We start from the raw sequence: 335 nt of genomic DNA on the forward strand, positions 1-335 counted from the left end.
ACTGATGCATAAAAAGAATTTAAAAATTGTGAGACTTTACATTATTAGTTTAATCTGTATTGTCTGCTATTTTTTATTGGAGAATTCTACCATCATATCTGAACTCGTTCAAATATCTGAAAAAGGTCGTTATGGTGGATTTCCAACCTTTTTTCTAACAGGATTATTCAAATACGGATTATTAGTTGTCGGAATAGGAATTATTGTAATTCTGACTTTTTTATTAATGAGAGAAAGAACAAAAAAACAATTGAATAAATAAAAACGTGTTACAACATTGTATAAAAATAATGCTTAGTTTAGTGCTTAATCAAAGGTTAGTACGCTTTTGTTAC

General features: G+C 27.2%; 1 protein-coding gene. It reads left to right on the top strand.

Annotated features, from left to right (window positions below; translation table 11 throughout):
* A partial coding sequence (locus FUA24_RS25445) for a hypothetical protein (protein ID WP_246147020.1) occupies positions 1 to 262 on the top strand: 262 nt, incomplete at its 5' end.
* Positions 263 to 335: the final 73 nt, after the last annotated feature.

The organism is Seonamhaeicola marinus (genome assembly GCF_008085455.1).